Source organism: Methylobacterium sp. AC315, assembly GCF_979253755.1.
On sequence record NZ_CEEDEA010000009.1, the window covers coordinates 44,805 to 60,945 of the forward strand.

Here is a 16,141-nt window from a genome sequence, read left to right on the forward strand (position 1 = left end):
GGCTCGACCTTCTAAGGGCAGCCGGCCGGCGTCGGCAATGCGCCCGGTCGCCGCCTACAGCACCGTCCCGGGCGCCTCGGGATAATACTGGTAGGCCCAGGTCTCCGAGAGAAGGCGGTCTCCATCCTTGAGCTGCAGCCGCATCTCGATCGGCTGCGGCCCTTCGGCGTAGACCTTCAGGAAGACGCGCCAGGGACTCGGTTTGCCGTAGGGCGCCCAGGTCGCCCCGACCTCCTCCGCGGTGCCGCGGGACAGCGTGAGTGCCACCTGCGCCTTCTCCGGGTCGCGGCCGGCCAAGGCCGCGCCCTCGAACGCCAGCACGAATTGGCGCACGAGGTTCGCCCGGCCAGGCCGCCGGTCCGCGTCGGACAGCCAGGACGCCTTGGTCGCCCGCGTCGCGACGCAGCGGGCGAGATCGGTGGCGACCGGCTCGGCCACCGGCCAGTGCAGGCGATAGGCAAAGCTGCGCTCGGCACCCGCGGCGGGCGGGTCGGCCGGGACCCACATGGCGCCGATGTTGTCGTCGGTCTCCTGGTGCGTCGGGATCTCGACCAGCTGCACGCTGCCCTGTCCCCAATCGCCCTGGGGCTCCACCCAGATGTGGGGGCGGTTCTCCTCGAAGCCGTCGTCGATGTAGTTGTCGAACGCCCGGTCGCGCTGGAGCAGGCCGAACCCCTTCGGCGACGTGTCCGCGAAGGCGCTGACGCTGAGGCGCGGCGGGTTGTTGAGCGGGCGCCAGATCAGCTCGCCGGTGCCGGTCTGCATCAGCAGGCCATCGGAATCGTGCACCTCGGGCCGCCAGTCGCTGGCGAGGAACCGGCTCATCCCCTCCGAATACCACAGCATCGAAGTCAGGGGCGCGACGCCGAACCGCTCGACGGCCTTGCGGATATACAATGTGCAGGCGACGTCGATCACCACGTGCGGCTCCTTCCGCGCGGTGAACCGGTAGGCGCCGGTCAGGCTCTGGCCTTCGAGGAGCGCCAGCACCGAGACCGCCCCGTCCGCGGCGGGGGAGACGTAGAAGCGGGTGAAGACTGGGAATTCTTCCGGTTTCCCCGGCCCCGCCGCCGTATCGATGGCGATTCCCCGAGCCGAGGCGCCGTACTGTGCCCCGTCACCGGCGGCGCGAAAATAGGAGGCGCCGAGGAATGCCAGCCAGTCGCCGTCGTCACCGAGCCGGCCGGCCGGGACCTTCTGGAAGCGTACGCCGGCAAAGCCCGAGCCGTCCGGCAGATCCTGGCCGGGATTGCCGGAGGGATAGGCGAAGAGATCGCGCGAATACAGTACCTCCCGGGCCTGGCCGCCTTCCAGGGCGAAGATCTTCACCGGGTGACGGAAGAAGTTGCCGAGGTGGAAGAAGGTGACCGGGTACGGGCTCTCCGGGAACAATGCGTGCGCTGGCGGGTAGCGGATCTCCTGAAGCGGCCCGTAGGTCAGCGCGTCGAGGGTCGGCGACGGGGGTGCCTCGTGGGGCGGCATGTAGGGACGATCGCGCAGTGTGCGCGCCAGATCCTTCAGGCGTTCGAAATCCATCGGCTCCGGCGGCGCCAGGCGCGGACCGCCGGATGCGGCCTCGGCTGATCGCGCGAGCGGCGAGAGGGCCAGCAGGCCTACGGCTGTCAGGGCGCGTCGCGTGATCAAGCTGAAACCTCCGGGAATCGCCCCTCCGACGACCCGCCGCGTCCTCTAGCCACGCTGGAATGAGCGCGCCATTGACGGCTCAGCCGGCTGAGGTTCAGCTTCGCGGGCCGCAGGCGTTGGTCGGACCGTTGGTCTCCCAGAGCGCAGCACCGCCGCCGGGCGCGCATTGGCCCGGCAGCGCCAGCGTGATCAGCTTGGACAGCGTGCGGTCCTCATCCTCCCCGTAGCCGATCTCCCCGACCATGCGGCCGGTCTTGTCGAACAGGCCGACCGTGGCGGAATGCTCCATCGTGTAGTCGCCGCCCGGGACCGGCACGCGCTTGTAGGCGACGTGGTAGGCATCGGCCATGCGGGCGACCTGATCGGGCGTCCCGACGAAGCCGCGAATCCTGGGATCGAACGCGGTCAGATAGTCCCGCAGGCTGTCGGGGGTGTCCCGCTCCGGGTCGAGCGTGACGAAGACCACGTTCAGCCGGTCTGCGTCACGCCCCATGCGGCCGAGTGCGCCGGACAGGGTGGACAGCGTCGTCGGGCAGACCTCCGGACAATGGGTGAAGCCGAAGAACAGGGCCGACGGCTTGCCAAGCAGGTCAGCCTGGCTCACCGGGCGCCCGTCGAGATCCGCCATCGCGAAGGACCCGCCGACCCGGCGCGGATGGCTGAACCGCGATCCCTGCTGCAGGACGATCGCCCCCGTCCCGGTAACGACCAGGGTGACGATGGCGGCGGAGGCGATGAGGGCGACGGGACTCGGTGCCATGCTCGAACCTGCGACGGGTGCGTCGGTCGTCGCAATATGGGGTCTGCCACACCGCGCGCGAAGACTCTGCGGCGAGGCGGACGTCATCGCCGAGCGGGAACCCGCCTCGGGAAGCCCGGTTTGCGGTACAGGGGCGGCCAACGCGCCTCACGCCCGGACCGCAGAGGGCCGCGGCGTTGAAATCCTCACGGTCGCAATGACTTGAGCGGGTCCCTCGATGCCGGCCTGCTCGGGCACCTGGCAGGAGAGCCGCCCGACATGGCCCAGCAGATCCCGGTCGATCCGAAGGCCCGCGCCGATGATCCGGCCCGTGACGCAGAGCGGGACGATTCCACGCACGCCATCACGGCCGACGTCGCGTATCGGCGGCTCGTGCTGGTCAACACCGTGTTCGTCGGCGCGCCCGGGGCGGGCGATCGCGGGTGGGTACTGGTGGATGCGGGCGTGCTGGGCGCGAAGGGCGCGATCAAGGCCGCCGCGGAAGCACGGTTCGGCGCGGGCGCGCGGCCGGCCGCGATCGTGCTGACACACGGCCATTTCGACCATGTCGGCGTGCTGGAGGATCTCGCCGCGGAGTGGGACGTTCCGGTCTTCGCGCATGCGCTGGAGCGTCCGTATCTGGACGGCAGCGCCTCCTACCCGACCCCCGATCCGAGCGTCGGCGGGGGATTGCTGGGTCGCCTGTCGCCGCTGTACCCGACGCGGCCGGTCGACGTGTCCGATCGGTTGCAGGATCTGCCGGCCGACGGGTCCGTTCCGCCGATGGGTGGCTGGCGCTGGATCCACACGCCCGGGCACGCGCCGGGTCACGTCTCGTTCTGGCGCGAGGCCGACCGCACCCTCATCGCCGGCGATGCCTTCGTCACCACGGCGCAGGAATCGGCCTATGCGGTGGCGACACAGGAGCCGGAACTGCATGGGCCGCCCATGTACCTGACCCTCGATTGGACAGCTGCGCGCGACTCGGTCCGGACCCTCGCCGCTCTCGAACCGGAGCGCGTCATCACAGGTCACGGCCGTCCCCTGGAGGGACCCGAGATGCGGCGAGCGCTCCACGCCTTGGCCGACACGTTCGACGCTGTCGCCGTTCCGAAGCAGGGTCGCTACGTGGAAGAGCCGGTCAGGGCCGCGGACGGCTCGGCCTACGCCCCGCCGGACTAACTCGCCCCGCACGCGCGCGAACGAAACTGCCGACGATCCCGATGCTAGAAGATGTCGCCCCGCGTGCTCGTGTTCGCGATGGGCGGAACCGATATGGTCGGAGTGGCCGGACTTGAACCGACGACCCCCTGTCCCCCAGACAGGTGCGCTACCGGGCTGCGCTACACTCCGACGCCACATGGGCACGGCGCTCTTAGCCGTCGCGCTCCGCCCGCGCAAGCCCTCCGTGCCGGATCGTCGACCCTGGCCCTCCCCGGCCGGGGCGGTTACGGGGAGCCTCCGCTCCGCGTCTCACCACGCCGAACGCTCGCGCCACGCCCTCGAGGACCATGACGGACCGACCGATCGCCTTCGATCTCACGCGCCTCGTCACACGCCTGCGCCATGCCAGCCCGTCGGGAATCGACCGGGTCGACCTCGCCTACGCGCGCTTCTATCTGGGGCGGCCCGGACCGGCCGTCGGCATAGTCTCCACGGCGTACGGACCGCGGGTGCTCGACCGGGAGCGTGCCCTCGCCATCGTCGACGCGGTGGCGGCGGGCTGGGTCGAAGACCGGGACGCGCTCTCGGATCCGGTCTATCGCGGTCTCGCAGCGCGGCTCGGCGCCCCGCTGGCCTCCGCCCCGCCTGCGCAGGCCACCCCGGTCGAGGGTGTGCAGCGCCGTCGGATCCAGGCCCGGACCGCGGCCGACATCGCCGCGCGCGGCCGGTCGCTCGCCGCCCTGCCCCGCGACGCGCTTTACCTGCACACATCGCACCTGCGCCTCGACAACCCGCGCCGATTCGATTGGCTCTACGACCGGCGCGACGTGCGCGCGGCGTTCTTCGTCCACGACCTCATCCCGATCACCCATCCGGAATACGGGCGTGCCGGCGAGGCCGACCGGCACCGGCTCCGGATGCGCACGATCGGCCGGCACGCCGCCGCGATCCTGGTCAACTCCGCCGATACCGGCGCCCGCACCCTCGACCATCTCACCACCGAGGGCTTCGGACGCCCACCCGTGGCGGTGGGGCATCTCGGCGTCGAGCCCGCCTTCGGGCGCGCGGGGCCGCGCCTCCAGCCCGACCGGCCGACCTTCCTGGTCTGCGGGACGATCGAATCCCGCAAGAACCACCTGCTGCTGTTCCAGATCTGGCGGCGGCTCGCCGAGCTGCACGGCGCCGCGACGCCCCGCCTCGTCGTCGTCGGGCGCCGGGGCTGGGAGGCCGAGAGCGCGATCGACATGCTGGATCGCTGCCCCGGCGTGCGCGCCCACACGGTCGAGGTCACGGGCCTTTCCACACACGGCCTGGCAGCACTGTCCCGCAGCTGCACCGCGCTGCTGATGCCCTCGTTCACCGAAGGCTACGGCATCCCGATCGTCGAGGCGGCGGCCTCCGGTCTCCCGGTGGTGGCCTCCGATATCCCCGTGCACAGGGAGATTGCCGACGGCTTCGCGCTGTTCCGCGATCCCCTCGACGGGCCGGGCTGGGCCGACGCCATCGAGAACCTCGCCCGACCCGACGCCCCCCTGCGCGCGGAACTCGCCGGGCGCCTCGACGGCTACGTGCCGCCGACCTGGGACGCGCATTTCGCGGCGGTCGGCCCGACGCTCGCGGCGATCTGACGGGAGCGAGCCGGTCACCGCGAGTTGCGCGGCCCCGCCCTGACGAATAAGGGAAAGCGTCAGTCCATAGGGCTGGCCCTAGGGTGGACGGAACGGAGATCCGCCGATGCAGGTGGTCGACCTCGATCGTGAAACGGTCAAACGCGGGTTGAGCGACGGCACGATGCTGGTCATCGACGTGCGCGAAGACCACGAATACGAGGCCGGGCACATCCCCGGCGCTGTCCTGCATCCGCTGTCCACGTTCGATCCCCAGGCCGTGGCCGCCCTCATCGCGGCGGACGGCCGGCGGCCGGTCCTGTCGTGCGGGTCCGGCGTTCGTTCGGTCCACGCGCTGATGGCTGCCCAGCAGGCGGGCGTCGACATCTCCGAGCACTACAAGGGCGGCTTCAAGGATTGGTACGCCGCAGGCGAAGCAATCGAGTAGCTCGCCGAAACAATCCGGCCGTCCCGGGCCGTGATGTGCGCTCTCGCACAATAAGCAATCGGGCGCGTAGGTTACGGCGCGTCTGACAAGGACACGTCGTCAAGCTCGGTTCGACCGACGGGTCGGCCAACGGACAGCAGGACCCGATGCGCAGCCGGCTTTCCAGCCTCTTCCCCGTGCTCTCCGGTCTCGCGGCCGGCTTCCTGTTCGCGGGGCCGCTCGCCCCGATCGCGTACGCCCAGGCACCCGGCGGTCCGCCGCCGAAGGTCACCGTGGCCAAGCCGGTGGTGCGCGAGATCGTCGAGCAGGATCAGTATACCGGCCGCTTCGATGCGATCGATTACGTCGAGGTCCGGGCCCGGGTGACCGGCTACCTGGAGAAGATCAACTTCATGGACGGCCAGACCGTGAAGAAGGGTGATCTGCTGTTCGTGATCGACCGGCGCCCCTACAAGGCGGCCCTCGAGCAGGCCCAGGCCGCCCTCGCGTCCGCCAAGGCGCGCCAGACGTTCTCGCAGACCGATCTCGAGCGCGCCCAGACCCTGTCGCGGAGCGGCAACATCTCCGAGCAGGTCACCGATCAGCGCCGGCAGGCGTCGCTGACCGCCCAGGCCGACGTCGACAGCGCCCAGGCGGCACTGAACAACGCGCAGCTCAACTACGACTTCAGCGAGGTGAAGGCCCCGGTCAACGGCCGGATCAGCCGCCGGCTGGTCACCGAGGGCAACATCGTCAGCGCCGACCAGACCATGCTGACGACGATCGTGTCCCTCGACCCGATCTGGTTCAGCTTCACGGTCGATGAGAAGTCGTTCCTCAAGTACCAGAACAGCCTCGGCATCGGCATGGGCCAGACCCAGCAGGGCAAGGGCGTGCCGATCATGATCGCGCTGTCGGGCGAGGCGAAGCCCACCCGCAAGGGCACCCTCGACTTCGTCGACAACCGCGTCGACAACGCCACCGGCACGATCCTGCTGCGCGCCACCGTCCCCAACGCCGACCAGTTCATCAAGCCCGGCCTGTTCGGCATCGTCGCGATGCCGGCGACCAAACCGTTCCAGGGCGTGATGATCCCCGACGAGGCGGTCGCGGCCAACCAGGACAAGCGCATCGTCTACGTGATCGGGCCGGAGAACGTGGTCCAGCAGAAGGACGTGGTGCTGGGCCCCAAGGTCGATGGTTACCGGGTGATCCGCAGCGGCCTGAAGGGCGACGAGACCGTGGTGGTCAACGGAGTCGCCCGCATCCGTCCGGGGGCCAAAGTCACCCCGGAGACGGTCGAGTTGCCCCCGAGCAAGACGTGAGCCTGACCGGCTCGACACGACTGCATTCGTGCGCGCCGCGCCGCGTGCGCCGCACCGACGACGCAGGGCCCCGACCGGGTGACCGGCGGGCCTCAGAGGTTTGACCGATGCGTTTCGCCCACTTCTTCGTCGACAGGCCGATCTTCGCGTCCGTCACGTCGATCATCTTCCTGATCCTCGGCTTCGTGGCCTACGAGAGCCTGCCGGTCTCGCAATATCCCGAGATCGTGCCGCCGACCGTGACCGTGCGCGCCTCCTATCCGGGCGCCAACGCCGAGACCGTGGCCGCTACGATCGCGACGCCGATCGAGCAGGAGGTCAACGGCGTCGACAACATGCTGTACATGACGTCGTTGTCGACCAACGACGGCAACATGCTGCTGACCGTGACCTTTAAGGTCGGCACCAACCTCGATATCGCCAACGTGCTGGTGCAGAACCGGCTTTCGGTGGCGCAGCCGCGCCTGCCGCCGGACGTGCGCAACCTCGGCGTTACGGTGCGCAAGGCCTCGCCCGACCTGATGCTGGTCGTGCACCTGCTCTCGCCGAACAAGACCTACGACCAGAACTACCTGGCGAACTACATCTACCTGAACATCCGCGACGAGCTGCTGCGCCTCGACGGCGTCGGCGACATCACGGTGTTCGGCGGTAACGAGTACGCCGAGCGCATCTGGGTCGATCCGAACAAGCTCGCCGCCTACGGCCTCTCGGTCACCGACGTCACCACGGCCCTGCAGGAGCAGAACGTGCAGGTGGCGGCCGGCCAGCTCAACGGCCCGCCCGCCGCCAAGGGCGAGGCGTTCCAGCTCGTGGTCCAGTCTCAGGCGCGCTTCAAGACGCCTGAACAATTCGCCGAGGTGATCATCAAGGCCCAGGACGGGCGCCTCGTCCGGGTCAAGGACATCGCCCGCGTGGAGATGGGCCAGAAGGATTACACCACCAACTCGTACCTCAACGACACGCCCGCGGTCGGCATCGGCGCGTTCCAGCGGCCCGGCACCAACGCCCTGGAGGCGGCAAGCTCGGTCAAGCAGGTGATGGAGGTCGTCAAGAAGAACTTCCCGCCGGACGTCGAGTACCGCATCGCCTACAACCCCACCGAGTTCATCGAGGAGTCGATCCAGGAGGTCTACAAGACCCTGTTCGAGGCGGTCGGCCTCGTGGTCATCGTGGTGCTGGTGTTCCTGCAGAGCTGGCGCACGGCGCTGATTCCGGTGATCGCGATCCCCGTGTCCCTCATCGGTACCTTCGCGGCGATGGCGGCTTTCGGCTTCTCGCTCAACAACCTGACCCTGTTCGGGCTGGTGCTGGCCATCGGTATCGTGGTCGACGACGCCATCGTCGTGGTGGAGAACGTCGAGCGCAACATGGCCGAAGGGCTTTCGCCCGGCGATGCCGCCCACAAGACCATGGACGAGGTCGGCGGCGCCGTCATCGCCATCGCGCTCGTGCTGGCGGCGGTGTTCGTGCCGACGGCGTTCATCCCGGGCATCTCGGGCCAGTTCTACAAGCAGTTCGCGCTCACGATCGCGGCCTCGACCCTGATCTCCGCGTTCAACTCGCTGACCCTGTCCCCGGCGCTGTGTAAGCTGCTGCTCGTGCCGCATCACGCGCGCAAGGAGCCGAAGTTTTTCCTGACCCGGTTCGTGAACTGGCTTGCCAACGGCTTCAACCGCGCCTTCGACGCCACGTCGAACGCCTACGGCCGCTCGATCCGTGTCTTGACCGGCGGGATCGTCGGGCTCGGGGCGATGCTTCTGGTCTACGCGGCGGTGATCGCCGGCACCCTGCACCTGGCGCAGACGACGCCAACGGGCTTCATCCCGGACCAGGACCAGGGCTACCTGATCGGCGTCGTCCAGCTTCCCTCCGGCTCGTCGCTCGACCGCACCACGGACGTGATGCTGCGCGCCGCCAAGCAGGCCCGGACGGTCAAAGGCATCGCCAACGCCGTCATCATCGCGGGCTTCGACGGGGCGACCTTCACCAACACCACCAATGCCGGCGTGATGTTCCTGACGCTCACCGGAGCCAAGGAACGCGCCGGCGAGGGGCGCAGCGCCGCGGTGCTCACCGGCGAGGTGCTCAAGGCGACGTCCGACATCCAGGAAGCCCGGGTGATCGTGATCCCGCCGCCGCCGGTCCGCGGCCTCGGCAACGGCGGCGGTTTCAAGCTGCAGATCGAGAGCCGCCAATCCTCGGAGATCGGGCCGCTTATGGCCGCGGCCGGCGAGGTGATCGCCCAGGCGAACCAGAGCGCGGACGTGCAGCGGGTGTTCACGACCTTCGACAACGCGACGCCGCAGCTCTTCCTCGACATCGACCGCACCATCGCGCGGATGCTGAACGTACCGCTCGCCAACGTGTTCTCGTCGGTCCAGGCGGATCTTGGCGGCACCTATGTGAACGACTTCAACACCCTCGGCCGCATCTACCAGGTGCGCCTGCAGGGCGATGCCGCCTATCGTTCGTCGATCCAGGACATCTCGCAGATCAAGGTGCGCTCCTCGACGGGGGCACTGGTGCCGATGGGTACCCTCGCCTCGGTGCGCGACGTGACCGGTCCGCAGATCGTCCAGCGCTTCAACCTGTACTACTCGGTCCCGATCCAGGGCGTGGCCAAGCCCGGCGTTTCGACCGGTCAGGCGCTGACCGCCATGGAGGAGATCGCCAAGAAGGCGCTCCCCGACGGTTATTCCTACGACTGGACCGAGATCGCCTACCAGCAGAAGGCCGCGAGCGGGACCGCCGGCGCCGTCTTCGCCCTGGGCGTGCTCCTCGTCTTCCTGGTGTTGGCCGCGCAGTACGAATCGTGGGCCCTGCCGCTGGCGATCCTGCTGGTGGTGCCAACCGGCGTGCTCGCGGCGCTCGCCGGTGTGCAGTTCCGGGGGCAGGACAACAACATCCTGACCCAGATCGGCCTGATCGTGCTGATCGGCCTCGCGGCCAAGAACGCGATCCTGATCGTCGAGTTCGCGCACGACATCGAACTGCGTGAGCGCCGGGGCCCAGTCGAGGCGGCGGTGGAAGCCTGCCGGCTTCGCCTGCGCCCGATCCTGATGACCGCCTTCGCGTTCATCCTCGGCACCCTGCCGCTGGTGATCGCCACCGGCCCCGGCGCCGAGATGCGCCAGGCCCTGGGCACCGCGGTGTTCTTCGGGATGATCGGTGCGACCTTCTTCGGCTTGTTCCTCACCCCGGTCTTCTACGTCGTGATCCGCCACTTCTCGCTCTGGCTCGGCCGCCTGCGGGGCAAGTCCTCGCACGGTGACCACGGCGGGGCTGCCCCCGCCCACGGCTGAGGCGTCCCGCCGGCCGTCGGATCGAGAGAGCCGCGCATCCCACAGCCGCGCCCGACCCTGACCGGTCGGGCGCGGCTTCTTTTACGAGGGCCCTACGCTTCGGTGTATGAGCTTGCCATGCACCTCCTCGGCCGCCTGATTCTCGGAGCCTTCGCCCTTCTCCTGGCCGTACCGGCCGGCGCGGGGATCCTCGTACTGGCGCTGCTGATCGATCCGACCGCGAATGCCTGGCTCACCGGCGGTGCGCTCGCGGGCGTCGACATGGCCCTGTCGGACCTTTCGGCGGGCCTGCCGCCGGAGGCGCTGGTTCTCCTGGTCGCCGGTCTCGCTCAGGCGCTGTTCGTCGTGCTGTTCGTGCCGCCGGCCGTGGTCGGGTTTGCAGGCGAGGCGTTCGGGCGCCGCAGCCTGCTCTGGTACGGCGCCGGAACCGGACTGCTGACCGCCGCCCTCCCCTGGCTCGCCCGCGGCGGCGTGCGTCCGGCGGCCAGCTCGGATCCGGGGCTTCTCGCCGCAGAAGCGCGCCTGACGCTGATCCTGTTCGTCGTCGGCGCGAGCGCGGGCCTCGTCTACTGGCTGGTTGCAGGACGCGGCGCAGGGTTCTCCCGGCGCCCCGCACAGGCCGCAGGCGGATGATCGTTCGGGGCAGGTTGCCTAACCGGGCGCGCTTGGCCGCTGACGCCTCTGCGCGCTAGAGGAGGACCGCCACGAAGCGGATTCCGATGCTCGCCCTGCGCTCCCTCGCCTTCAACGTCTGCTTCTACGCCATGACGACGCTTCTGGCGTTCGGCGGCCTGCCCACGCTGGTCTCCCGCCGCGCTGTGTTACGGCTGGCCCGCCTTTGGAGCCGGCTGACGCTGTGGCTGCTGCGCGTGGTCGCCGGCATGAAGGTCGAGTTTCGCGGGCTGGAGAACATCCCGGAGGGGCCGCTTTTGATCGCGGCCAAGCACCAGTCGGCCCTGGAGACCCTGGCGCTCTGCACCGTGTTCCCGGAATTCGCCTACATCCTGAAGCGTGAGCTGCTGCTGATCCCGCTGATCGGCTGGTACCTGTCGCGCAGTGGCATGGTGGCGATCGACCGCTCCAAGGGCGCCCGGGCGATGAGCCTCATGAATGCGGCTGCCGCCACGGCGATCCAGGAGGGCCGCCAGCTCATCATCTTCCCCGAAGGCACCCGCCGTGCCGTCGGAGCGCCCCCCGCCTACAAGCAGGGCCTGTCGCACCTCTACATGGCCCTGAAGGTGCCGTGCGTGCCCGTGGCGTTGAACACGGGCCGGTTCTGGTCTCGCAACAGCCTCATCCGCCGGCCCGGAACCGCCGTGATCCACTTCCTCGAACCCATCCCGCCGGGCATGGGTCGCCCGGAGTTCCAGGCCCTCGCCCAAGAGCGGCTGGAGGCCGCCTCGAACGCCCTCCTGGAGCCAGACGCCGCGGGATCGACCATGGGGGCGGAGCAGCCCGCCTCCGCGGCTGCCGGGCACACCGCGGCGGCGGCCCAAAGACGCTGACGAGCCCGGCCTCGACGGACCGGCTCAATCGGCTTTGAGCCGGTGCTTCGGTCGATCTGCGTCGCTTGTGGATAACGTCGCCCGATACCACATTCCTACTCAGGAATGTTGTGCTTGACGCCTGTGGATATCGCGCGGTAGGTTGGAACAAATGGCGAACAGAAGAGCCCTGTCCTGGTCGGCCGCGCTACGCGACCTGAAGGACGATCGCACGCGGAGACAGGATGTGCGTGAAGAGCGCCTCAAGACGACCGCAGGCCTGCGCGGCACGCCGGCCCTTCCGCTCTCGGCATGGCGCGGGCATTCCGGCCGTCGCTACGTGGTCGGGATCCATTCGGCCGGTGCCTTCGACCTCGACGAGATGGCGGAGGCGGTCGTGATCGCGGTGCGTCGCGACGATACTGGCATCGCCGAGATGGTCTCGGTGGCGACCTCCAACGAGAGCCCGCGCGACCACCTCCGGAGGACCTGGCTCGACCGGGTTCGGAGAAGCGGCGCCACCGAGCTGCACGTGCATCGCCTCGCCGAGGGTGAAGCCGAGCGGGCGGCGATCGTCAGCGACCTGCGGTTCGACACGATCGAGCCGGCCCAAGTCTGAAGCGGGATCTGCCCCGGAAGCGGCGTTCCCCGCGGCGGATCGGTGGTCGACTGGTCGATCGATGCCGGCGCTGCCCCAGTTTTGCCCCGTGCATGGCTTCAAGGCGGAGCCTGCAAGCCCTCTGAGCGGGGCGGAGACGGGAAACAGGACGCATGACGCAGGATCGGACGCGGCCGGACGGTGCGGCGCAGGCTTCCCTGACACGAACCGCACGACGGTTCCGGCTCGGATTGTTCCTGCCCTACGTCCTGCTCGCCCTGATCGTCGTCGCGTGGTCGGTTGGCTGGTTCTGGCTGCGGGGACGCGCGGCGACGGAGATCGACGGCTGGATGACCCGCGAGGCGGCGGCAGGGCGCACCTGGACCTGCGCCGACCGATCCCTCACCGGTTACCCGTTCCGGATCGAGCTGCGCTGCAACGCGGTCACGCTGGAGCGGTCGGACGGCCGGTTCCGCCTCGGTCCCTCGACCGCGGTCGCGCAGGTCTACCAGCCGCGCCTGGTCCTGTTCGAGAGCGCCGGGCCGTTCCATGTCGAGCAGGGTGCGCTGACCGGCGATGCCGCCTGGAGCAAGCTTCAGGGGAGCGTCCACGGAGCATCGGACGGCTTCACCCGTGCCTCGCTGGTGGTGGATAGCCCGAACGTCACGGTCACCGGTGCCGATCCGGGCCCGATCGCGGTGTCAGGTCAGCACTTCGAACTGCATGCGCGGCCGACCCCCGGCCGCTTCGACTCCGAAGGCGCGGTCGACGTGAGCCTGCGGCTCGCCCAGGCCGCCGTACCGCAGCTCGACGCGCTCACCGGCAACCCGGCCCCCGCCGACCTGTCGCTCGATGCGACGCTGACCCAAGCGACGGTGCTGCGCACCGGGCCGGTGCCGCGGGAACTCGAGCGCTGGCGCCAGGCCGGCGGCACCCTCGACCTGACGGCGCTCTCGTTGGCCAAGGGCGCCCAGCGCGTCCAGGCGAAGGGCACGCTCGCCCTCGACGACGCGCACCGCCCCGTCGGACAGCTCGATCTGCGGGCGGCCGGCGTCGATGCCCTGGTGGGCAGTGTGGTGGGCCAGCGCTTCGGTTCGGAGAAGGGCGCGCTGGTCGGCCAGCTCGTGGGCGGCCTCCTGGGCCTGGGCCGGCGGCCTGAGCCGGGCGAGGCGCAGGGCGAGTCCGCGCCGCTCAAGGCCCTGCCGCCGTTGAAGCTCGTCAACGGGCGGGTGGTGTTCAGTGGGTTCCCGATCCCGAACGTCTCCCTGCCGACCCTGTACTAGATCGGCTATACAACGCCCATGTCCGCTCCGATTTCACCGGCCCGCGTCAAGATCTGCGGGCTCAGCACGCCAGCTACCCTCGACGTTGCGCTGAAGGCTGGCGCGGATTGGATCGGACTCGTCCACTTTCTTCGCAGTCCCCGCCACGTAGACTTCGCGCAGGCTTCGCGTTTATCGGCGCAAGCCCGCGGCCGGGCCCACCGCGTGATCCTTCTCGTCGATCCGGACGACGCCCTCGTGCGGGCTGCGGTCGAGGCCGTCGATCCGGATCTGATCCAGCTGCACGGTCGCGAGAGTCCGGAGCGGGTGGCGGCGATCCGGGCGCTCGCCGGCCGGCCGGTGATGAAGGCGATCGGCGTCGCGACTCGGGCCGACCTGGCGCCGATCGCGGCCTATGCCGGCGTGGCCGACCGGATCCTGCTCGATGCCAAGCCGGCGCCGGACGCCGCGCTCCCCGGGGGCAACGGACACCGATTCGACTGGACGATCCTGGAGGGTGCCGATCTGCCCGACGGGACCATGCTGTCCGGGGGACTGGACGCCGGCAATGTCCGGGATGCACTGGCCCGAACCGGCCTCGGTGCCGTTGACGTGTCGTCGGGCGTCGAATCGGCGCCCGGGCAGAAGGATCCGGACAAGATCGCGGCCTTCCTGGCCGCGGCGCGGTCCGCCTCCTGAACGCTTCCGCTCAGCGTGGCGCCGGCAGGGCGGTACGGCCCGTATTGGGGACCGTGTAGGCGCCGTTTTGCGTCTCGCTATCCGGGGCGTAGGCGCGCAGCCGGTTCGCCTCACGCTCGTACCGGGTCGCCTCGCGGCGGTGGTGGCGCACGTTCGCGCGGGTCTTGCCCTGGCCGAGCCACGTGAAGACCCCGCCGACCACGATGCCCAACGCCACGGCGCCGAACAGGATCGCGTAGAGCGGCAGGTTCACGCTGAAAACGGGCGCCTCCGCGTTGAACGGATCGAACGAGAGCGGCACCGGCGCCCGGTTGGCGACCGCCAGCAGGATCACCAAGGCCGCGATCGGCAGCAGCACGAGGCTCTTCAGGAAACGGATCATCGTGCTCACAGACCTCTTCCTACTCGGCGGCCGACGCACTCTCGCCGATGCCGGCGGCATTGAGACGCTGACGCATCTCCTTCCCGGTCTTGAACACGGGAATCGCCTTCTCGGACACGGCAACGGCTGCGCCTGTGCGCGGGTTGCGTCCCCGCCGCGCTTCTCGACGCTTGACCGAGAAGGCGCCGAAGCCGCGCAGCTCCACCCGGTCGCCCCGGGCCAGCGCATCCGAGATGGTGTCGAGGATCGCGTTGACCAGGATCTCGACGTCGCGCTGGTAGAGATGCGGGTTCTGCTCGGCGATCTTGAGGACGAGCTCCGACTTGATCATGGCGTCTGGTCTTCTCGGGGGATCGGGGCGGGCGACTGGACGGCCTTGTCCGGCGGCGCTCAGGGCTCCGGGCGCCACAGGACCAAGAGGCCGCCGCCGGCGGTCTCGGCCTGGGCGCCGGCGACGCGGAGCCGTCCGGCGAGACCGTCGAGGCCGAGCAGGTCCGCGCCGATGCCGGCGGCCGACCAGAGGGAGAAGTCACTCTCCTTGCTGGGCTTCCAATCCTTGATCGGCAGATCCTTCGGGACGCCCTTGTCGTTCTCGAGCCAGACGACGGCCTGCCGCTCGCCGCCCAGTTCGTCCACCAGCTTCAGGGGCACGCTTTGGCGGCCGCTGAAGACCCGCCCGTCCGAGACCACGGCGAGCTGGCCGGCATCCATGCCCCGGCGCTCGGCCACCAAGTTCTTGAACCAGGCGTAGGTGTCGCCGACCACCGCGGCCAGGGCGGCGCGCGCCTCCGGGGTGGTCGGTGTGAAGCCCGACGGCTCTGCCTTGAGCGGCGAAGACTTCACCGACTCGACCTTGACCCCAACCTTGTCGAGCAGGCCCGAGAGGTCCGGATACTGGAACAGCACGCCGATGGAGCCCACCAGGCTGGTCTCGCGCGCGACGATATGATCGGCCGCGATGGCGGTGATGTAGGCGCCCGAGGCTGCCGTGCCGTCCACGAAGGCGACCATCGGCTTCTTGGCGGCGAGCGCACGCAGGTTGCGGAAGATCTCCTCCGAACCCGTGGTGGTGCCACCCGGTGAGTTGATCGAGACGATCACGCCCTTCACGGCGTCGGACTCGCCGACCCGCTTCATCAGCTTGGCCGTCGACTCGCTGCCGGCGATGAAGCCCGAAACCGAGATGCGGGCGATCTGCGGCCGCACCGCGAAGGCGCCGTCGGCCCCGGCCCGGGCCCGGTAGCCCAGCGCACCCACCGCTACGATCAGGCCGCCGATCCCGAGTACCCGCCACAGGGACAATCTGCGGCGCAGGCGCCGGCGGTCGATCAGCAGTTCGGCGTCGGCTGCCATACGGTCACTTCCCCTAGCCTGCCCCGAGATGGCGTGCGGGGGCGAGGTCCCGCACCGGGCAAGTCCTTGGTTTCCTTCGCCTCGCGCGGCTGGAGCCGCCCGAGGCCGGTGTTCTAGAGCATTTTCCGCGGACCTGGATATGGGCCACGCGA

The 16,141-nt window shown here is 69.6% G+C and carries 15 protein-coding genes and 1 tRNA gene; 10 read left to right on the top strand and 6 right to left on the bottom strand.

Features of this window, described 5'->3' with window-relative positions; all coding sequences use genetic code 11:
* Positions 1-54: 54 nt before the first annotated feature.
* Positions 55-1,644: an OpgD/OpgG family glucan biosynthesis protein gene (locus tag AC0IY0_RS16570; RefSeq protein WP_471764670.1), complete on the bottom strand. Its 1,590-nt coding sequence runs from the start codon at positions 1,642-1,644 to the stop codon at positions 55-57.
* Positions 1,645-1,738: 94 nt separating this feature from the next.
* Positions 1,739-2,404, bottom strand: a complete 666-nt coding sequence (locus tag AC0IY0_RS16575; protein WP_461231020.1) for an SCO family protein — start codon at positions 2,402-2,404, stop codon at positions 1,739-1,741.
* Between the two features lie 258 nt (positions 2,405-2,662).
* On the opposite strand from AC0IY0_RS16575, the gene AC0IY0_RS16580 reads away from it, so the two are divergent.
* Positions 2,663-3,565: an MBL fold metallo-hydrolase gene (locus AC0IY0_RS16580; protein WP_471764672.1), complete on the top strand. Its 903-nt coding sequence runs from the start codon at positions 2,663-2,665 to the stop codon at positions 3,563-3,565.
* Positions 3,566-3,659: 94 nt separating this feature from the next.
* Here the strand turns inward: AC0IY0_RS16580 and AC0IY0_RS16585 are convergent.
* Positions 3,660-3,736, bottom strand: a tRNA-Pro gene (locus AC0IY0_RS16585).
* A gap of 158 nt (positions 3,737-3,894) precedes the next feature.
* Between AC0IY0_RS16585 and AC0IY0_RS16590 the strand changes: the two genes are divergently transcribed.
* The 9 genes from AC0IY0_RS16590 to AC0IY0_RS16630 all read left to right on the top strand — a co-directional run bounded on the left by AC0IY0_RS16590 (position 3,895) and on the right by AC0IY0_RS16630 (position 14,254).
* Positions 3,895-5,175, top strand: a complete 1,281-nt coding sequence (locus AC0IY0_RS16590; protein ID WP_471764674.1) for a glycosyltransferase family 4 protein — start codon at positions 3,895-3,897, stop codon at positions 5,173-5,175.
* Between the two features lie 106 nt (positions 5,176-5,281).
* Entirely contained in the window at positions 5,282-5,602 is a 321-nt protein-coding gene (locus AC0IY0_RS16595; RefSeq protein ID WP_147906073.1) for a rhodanese-like domain-containing protein, read from the top strand.
* Between the two features lie 146 nt (positions 5,603-5,748).
* A complete protein-coding gene (locus tag AC0IY0_RS16600; RefSeq protein WP_147906074.1) occupies positions 5,749-6,906 on the top strand; it encodes an efflux RND transporter periplasmic adaptor subunit in 1,158 nt (385 codons plus the stop codon).
* A 107-nt stretch (positions 6,907-7,013) separates the two neighbouring features.
* Positions 7,014-10,211, top strand: a complete 3,198-nt coding sequence (locus AC0IY0_RS16605; RefSeq protein ID WP_147853723.1) for an efflux RND transporter permease subunit — start codon at positions 7,014-7,016, stop codon at positions 10,209-10,211.
* Positions 10,212-10,328: 117 nt separating this feature from the next.
* Positions 10,329-10,844, top strand: coding sequence for a hypothetical protein (locus AC0IY0_RS16610; protein WP_147906075.1), 516 nt, complete (start codon positions 10,329-10,331; stop codon positions 10,842-10,844).
* Between the two features lie 86 nt (positions 10,845-10,930).
* Positions 10,931-11,716 carry a lysophospholipid acyltransferase family protein gene (locus AC0IY0_RS16615; RefSeq protein ID WP_471764677.1) on the top strand — a complete coding sequence of 262 codons (786 nt, stop codon included), beginning with the start codon at positions 10,931-10,933 and terminating at the stop codon, positions 11,714-11,716.
* A gap of 151 nt (positions 11,717-11,867) precedes the next feature.
* Positions 11,868-12,314 (top strand): hypothetical protein, encoded by a 447-nt coding sequence (locus AC0IY0_RS16620; protein ID WP_147906077.1) that lies wholly within the window; start codon positions 11,868-11,870, stop codon positions 12,312-12,314.
* Positions 12,315-12,466: 152 nt separating this feature from the next.
* Complete coding sequence (locus tag AC0IY0_RS16625; protein WP_471764678.1) at positions 12,467-13,576, top strand: DUF2125 domain-containing protein; 1,110 nt, start codon at positions 12,467-12,469, stop codon at positions 13,574-13,576.
* An 18-nt stretch (positions 13,577-13,594) separates the two neighbouring features.
* Entirely contained in the window at positions 13,595-14,254 is a 660-nt protein-coding gene (locus AC0IY0_RS16630) for a phosphoribosylanthranilate isomerase (protein ID WP_471764679.1), read from the top strand.
* Between the two features lie 10 nt (positions 14,255-14,264).
* Here AC0IY0_RS16630 and AC0IY0_RS16635 read toward each other — a convergent pair whose 3' ends face one another.
* Genes AC0IY0_RS16635 through sppA form a run of 3 tightly spaced genes read right to left on the bottom strand, consistent with a single transcriptional unit; the run spans position 14,265 to position 15,989 of the window.
* Positions 14,265-14,636: a LapA family protein gene (locus AC0IY0_RS16635; protein WP_147906155.1), complete on the bottom strand. Its 372-nt coding sequence runs from the start codon at positions 14,634-14,636 to the stop codon at positions 14,265-14,267.
* A 19-nt stretch (positions 14,637-14,655) separates the two neighbouring features.
* A complete protein-coding gene (locus tag AC0IY0_RS16640; RefSeq protein ID WP_091785957.1) occupies positions 14,656-14,967 on the bottom strand; it encodes an integration host factor subunit beta in 312 nt (103 codons plus the stop codon).
* A gap of 59 nt (positions 14,968-15,026) precedes the next feature.
* Positions 15,027-15,989: a signal peptide peptidase SppA gene (gene sppA / locus AC0IY0_RS16645; protein WP_147937677.1), complete on the bottom strand. Its 963-nt coding sequence runs from the start codon at positions 15,987-15,989 to the stop codon at positions 15,027-15,029.
* Between the last annotated feature and the right edge of the window lie 152 nt (positions 15,990-16,141).